The sequence below is a fragment of the Longimicrobium sp. genome, assembly GCF_036280135.1.
Classification (GTDB): Bacteria; Gemmatimonadota; Gemmatimonadetes; order Longimicrobiales; family Longimicrobiaceae; genus Longimicrobium.
In genome coordinates, this window is the sequence record NZ_DASURI010000056.1 from 1 (window position 1) to 5,501 (window position 5,501).

Below are 5,501 nucleotides of genomic sequence, written 5' to 3' on the forward strand. Positions count from 1 at the left end.
TCCCGGACCAGAAGGGACCCGCGAGCGGCGCCGAGGCCGAGTCGAGCAGCTGAAAGCAGCGGCCCACGAGCGCCGCGTCGGTGACTTCGATAGTGGGCTCCGGCGCCACCGCGGCCGGTGAGCAGGCCGGCAGCAGCGCCAGCATCGCGATCAGCAGCGTTCGCATTCTCGTCATCCTTCGCGGCTCGCGTAGCGGGCGAGCATCCAGAGGGCGGCACGCTCCAGCAGCACCAGCAGTGCCGTGACGCCGACGGCCAGGCCAAAGAGCAGCACGTTGCTCTCGTCTCCGGCACGAAGGGCGAAGCTCAGCGCGGTGCTCACGGCGGGCGGATGGACGGCGTCGGCCAGGATCATCAGCAGGATGGTGACGACCATCGCCAGCGCGGCGGCGTCGTAGCCGGGGCCCAGCAGCAGAAAGGTGCCCACGCCCAGCAGCGCCGCGCCCATTTGCGCAACGATCAGCGAGCGCACGCTGTTCATCCCGTGCTGCGGGTCCAGGTAGATCAGGAACGCGCTGGACGCCAGCGACGCGAACAGCAGCCGCTGCTCGCTCAGCACCTCCACCATCAGCAGCACCAGCAGCACCGTCGCGGTGGGCAGCGCGGCCAGCATCAGCTCGCCCCGCAGCGGCAGCCGGCGGCGGATGGCGCGCGCGGCGCCCTCCACCGGCTTGAGGCTCTCCTTCTCCAATCCTCCTCCCTTCCTCAAACGAAGTCCGCCGGTCCCACGGCAAGCATGGGACCGGCGGATTTCGCGGGGGCGAGCGGGTTCAGGCCATCTGCGCCACGTCCGCCTCCCGCACGGCCGAGGTGTCGCGGGTGATGGGCGGCGGCGACAGGCGGCGGCGCACCACGCGGCGCATGGGCTCCTCCACCCACGCGTGCACCGCCAGCGACACGCCGATGGCGAACGCCGCGTAAGTCGCGAAGTACCACGGCTGCGGCGGCTTGGCGCCAGCGAGGCCGAGCCCGCGTTCCATCCAGGCGGCCAGCGGGATGTGCAGGATGTAGAGCGCGAAGCTCGCCGTCCCCAGCCGCGCCAGCGCGCGCACGGACAGCACCCGGCTCAGCGCGCCCTCGCCGCGCGCCAGCGCGTACACCAGCGCGGCGAACACGGGCGCCAGCAGCCCGTTGTGCAGCAGCAGGAACGGAATGCGCGGGCTCGCGATCAGCGCCGCGAGCAGGACGATGGCGGCGGAGACCTCCAGCCGCATCCTGCGCGTGAGCCACGGCCGGCGCTCCAGCAGGAACAGCCGCCCGGCCAGCACGCCCATGACGAACTCGGGCAGCCGCAGCAGCGGGTTGTACTTGACCGAGTACAGCCACACGCCCACGGAGTGCGCCTCCGGGGCGGCCGGCCCGTCCGGGCGCAGCGCCAGGTAGACGATGGGCGCCGCGAGCGACAGGGCCCACGCGGCCGCGCCGGCGGCCAGCAGGCGCCGCACGCCCCACGTGGGCACGACGGGCAGCACGAACAGGAACGCCACGTAGAAGAACGCCTCGACGGACAACGACCACGCCGGGCAGTTCATCACGCACGCCGTCCGCGGGTTCCACGCCTGCAGCAGCCCGCCGCTGAGCCCCACCAGTCGCGCCAGCCAGCCCAGGTCCATGGCGATGTGCTTGCGCTGCATCCACCACAGCAGCGCCGGCACAGCGAACGCCATCGACAGCAGGTACACGGGATACAGCCGCGCCACGCGCGCCACCAGGAACTCGCGGCGGGTGACGGCGCCGGTGGTGAGCGTGTCGTGGTAGGTGTACGTGAGCACGAACCCCGACAGCACAAAGAACAGGCTCACGCCCACGTACCCGGTCCCCACCAGCGCGCGCAGCCACGCCGGCGACGCGTCCGTCAGCGGAAGCGTGTGGTACGCAAGCACCTGGAACGCCGCCACGAACCGCAGCCCGGTGAGCGCGCCCAGGTGCGGCTTGGTCTGCTCTCCCATCCGAGATCCCTCAAAACACGAGCGGCGGATCACCCGGAGTCCGGGCGCGCCCGCCGCGAAGACGGCCATCAGTCGTTGCACACAAATCTCGCCGATTTCGGCCGCCCCGACAAGCGGGCCGTACGCCGCACGCGACGCCTACAGGAAGTACTCCGGATCCATCAATCGAACGTTGCAGAATCGCTGGATCTTGACGTAGTCGCCGCGATTGTACGTCACCACGGGCGCGTTCGCGCGCTTGGCCGATCGGGCGATGAGCACGTCGCGCACGAGCCGCTGCTGCTCACCCTTGTCGATGGCGTGGCTGCGTGTGTCGCGCCTGGAGCGAACGCCGCGCAGCAGCGCGTTGAGCACCTTGCCCGTGTAGAACCAGTCGTCACCCGTGGGGACCAGCAGCCGCCCTTGCTTCCGGGCCGTCTTTGTGAGCCCCTCGAGTTGGCGAACTTCTCGCTCTTCGCGCGCACCTGCCGTGAGCTCTTGCAGAACGACCGCCGAGAGCCAGACGCCCTCCTCCAGTTCCGCAAGGCCGTGGCGGATGAGCACGTTCGTATCCAGAACGGGTCTATGAGACGTCAATCTGCCGCCTCCCGTTGCTCCGTTGGTTTGGTGCGCCAGTATTCGGTCGCCTTTCGCATCGCGGCGTTCTGCTCCATCCACCATTCGGCACGCCCGTTCGAGCCGCGAGCCAGGATCTCACAGAACGCCACGGCGGATCGCTCGTGCGCGTCCTCAAGTGCATCGCGGCGCGTGGGATGGGTGCTTAGCACGTCGCCGGGTTCGTCCTGCAGCTCCCACGTGTCGCCGTTGCGCAGCACGTACAGGCGCGGGGCGTCGGGATCCAGGTCCGCGGGGTCGTAGAACAGCTCTTCCGGGGGCTCGCGCATCGCCATGTGGGCCTCGCACGGTAAAAGGTCCGCATCGAGTATAGCTGTTCAAAGTGTTTTCTTCCAGGCACCAAATACAAGCGCTCTGGACGGGACAGCCGCGTCTCGTCGCACCGACGCAGATGCACGCGAAAAGGGCCGGCATCGCTGCCGGCCCTCTCGTTTTCGACACACGCAGGCAGCCCGACGTCAGGCCGACACGTCCACGTACGCGTATTCGCTCTGCGGCTCAGGAACGGGATAACCCTCCAGCAACAGGCCTTCGATGTGGAACGCGATCGCTTCACGCATGTTGGCCTCCGCCTCCGTGCGCGTGCGGCCTGTGCTGATGCAGCCCGGGATGTCGGGTGAATACGCCGAGAACCCTGTCCCGGTACGCTCGAACACCACAAGGAATCGCTTCATCTCCATCTCCTGTCCCATGCTCCGCGGCCTCTCCTCTGCGGCTCTGCGCCTCTGCGTGAGAATGCAGTAAACGCCGGCCCGTGCAGTCACCTCGCCGTGTCGCGCGCGGGGCGGCGGGCGGCGGAGTCGGCGCGGGGGCGCACGGGGGTGCCGGCGCGGCGCGTGACGTCCACCACGTTGTCGTCCAGGTCGCGGTCGATGAGCTTGTGCAGCGGGTCGATCCCCGCCCGCAGCGGCCGCTCGTCCAGTACGATGCGGAAGGTGCGCGGCCCGCCCGTGAACCGCTCCTTGCGCAGGTAGATGGGCTCCTTGTCGTCGCGCCCGTAGACCCCGATCTCCACCAGGTCGTCGATGAGGGCCGGCGTCTCGTCGCCCAGGGGGCCCGCGCGCACCTTTTGCGCGTTGACCGTGAGCCGCAGCTCGTAGCGTCCGTCGGGCAGCTCCGTCCCCTCGGCGCGCGTGGCCTCCAGGTCCCACAGCGTCACCGTCTCGAACAGGTCCTCCACCAGCCCCTGCATGGAGTCCGGTGCGGCCTGGTACAGGTCGTCCAGCAGGTCCAGCGACGTGGGATACGGCCCCGCGGCGTTGCGCGTCCGCGCCAGGAACGCGCGCAGCGCGCCGTTCACGGCCTCTTCGCCCACGTAGTCGCGCAGGGCGTACATGGCCAGCGCGCCCTTGTTGTAGTGGATGTACTGCTGGTTCTCGACGAGCGCCAGCGGCATCTCCGCGCGGCGCTCGCCCGTACGGCCCTGCAGGTAGCCGTCCAGCTCGTGCCGCAGGAACCGGCCGATCTGCTCGCGCCCGTACTGCTTTTCCATCACCATCAGCGCGCTGTACTCGGCCAGCGTCTCGGAGAGCATGGCCGCGCCCTGCACGTCGGCCGGCACCACCTGGTGGCCCCACCACTGGTGTGCCACCTCGTGCGCCGTCACGAAGAACGGGTAGTCGATGTCGTCGTGCCGCACGTCGGCGATGAAGCCGATGCCCTCGCTGTAGGGAATGGTCCCCGCGAACGACTGCGCGAAGTCGGCGTAGCGCGGGAACTCGGCAATGCGCACCTGCCGGTGCTGGTACGGGCCGAACTGCCGCGTGTAGTAGTCCAGCGACTTCTTCACGGCGTCGATCATCCGGTCCACGTTGTAGGCGTGGGACGGGTGATGAAAGACCTCAATCTCCACGTCGTTCCACCGCGCCTTTTTGACGGCGTACCGGGCGGAGAGGAACGAGTAGAAGTTCAGCATGGGCACGTCCATGCGGTACGCGAAGTAGCGCCGGTCGCCCCGCCGCCACTCGCGCTCCAGCCGCCCCGGCGCCAGCGCCACCTGGTCCGCCGACGTGGAGACCGTCACGCGGAAGTCGATCCGGTCCGCGTCGCGCGAGATGAAGTTGCGCGCCAGGCCCCGCGGGTCGTCGATGGCGTTGGCCCGCGGGCGCTCGGGCAGGCCGCGGCGGGCGCGCTCGCCCTCGTCCTGCAGCTCGCCCTCGGCGTTGTAGCCGATGCCGGGCAGGTAGTGGCTGTCGAAGAACGTCCCGTTCTCGACGACGGGAAAGAACGAGGGCTCGTTCTCGAAGCCCCGCGTCACGTGCTCCACGTCAAAGCGCAGCTCCGTGCTGTCGCCCGGCGCCAGCGGGCGGGCCAGGCGAAACGCGTGGTAGCCCTTCTCGTGGTCCGAGATCGTCTTTGTCGCCGGGACGCCCAGCTCCAGGCGGCGGATGCGCAGGGTGTTCAGCAGGTCCACGTGCACCTGGTCCAGCGGACGCCCCGTGCGGTTCACCAGGCGGTAGACGCCCCGCATCCGCAGGTCGCGCGACGCGGGGAAGATGTCCACCTCCAGCGTGGCCGCGCTGATGCGGGGCATGGGCAGCCGCTCGTACTGCTTGTAGAGCTTCTCGTACTCCGCCGTGATGCGGCTGCTCTCGTCGTCCGTCTCCCAGTCGTTGAGCTCCGCCGTGTTGTACACGATGAAGCCGCCCGTCCCCAGCACCAGCAGCACGGCCAGCGCGGCGGCGGAAAGCACGGGGCGCGTGAGCCGGGCGCGGGCCATCCGCATCCGCCAGCGGCCGCCGCTCTCCATCCCCCGCACCCAGAACAGGTTGCTGGCGATGGACAGCAGCACGGCCACGCCCGCCCAGAACAGCATGTACCACCGCCACCCCTCCAGCGTGTGGCCGTAGCCGTTCATGTCCGAGTAGAAGGGCGTGGGCGTGGACGGGTACGCGATCAGGTTGTGCGGCACCAGGTAGAAGCCGATCCACGTCCACAC

6 protein-coding genes are annotated in these 5,501 nt (G+C 69.4%); all 6 read right to left on the bottom strand.

What is annotated here, in order from left to right; genetic code table 11:
* Positions 1 to 171: 171 nt before the first annotated feature.
* Positions 172 to 690 carry an HPP family protein gene (locus VFZ20_RS01915; protein ID WP_329682125.1) on the bottom strand — a complete coding sequence of 173 codons (519 nt, stop codon included), beginning with the start codon at positions 688 to 690 and terminating at the stop codon, positions 172 to 174.
* 79 nt (positions 691 to 769) lie between these two features.
* Positions 770 to 1,948, bottom strand: coding sequence for an acyltransferase (locus VFZ20_RS01920; protein WP_329682126.1), 1,179 nt, complete (start codon positions 1,946 to 1,948; stop codon positions 770 to 772).
* A 138-nt stretch (positions 1,949 to 2,086) separates the two neighbouring features.
* Positions 2,087 to 2,491: a hypothetical protein gene (locus VFZ20_RS01925; RefSeq protein ID WP_329682127.1), complete on the bottom strand. Its 405-nt coding sequence runs from the start codon at positions 2,489 to 2,491 to the stop codon at positions 2,087 to 2,089.
* 29 nt (positions 2,492 to 2,520) lie between these two features.
* Positions 2,521 to 2,838 (bottom strand): hypothetical protein, encoded by a 318-nt coding sequence (locus tag VFZ20_RS01930; RefSeq protein ID WP_329682128.1) that lies wholly within the window; start codon positions 2,836 to 2,838, stop codon positions 2,521 to 2,523.
* 183 nt (positions 2,839 to 3,021) lie between these two features.
* Positions 3,022 to 3,237 (bottom strand): type II toxin-antitoxin system HicB family antitoxin, encoded by a 216-nt coding sequence (locus tag VFZ20_RS01935; protein WP_329682129.1) that lies wholly within the window; start codon positions 3,235 to 3,237, stop codon positions 3,022 to 3,024.
* Positions 3,238 to 3,323: 86 nt separating this feature from the next.
* A partial coding sequence (locus tag VFZ20_RS01940; protein ID WP_329682130.1) for a M1 family metallopeptidase occupies positions 3,324 to 5,501 on the bottom strand: 2,178 nt, incomplete at its 5' end.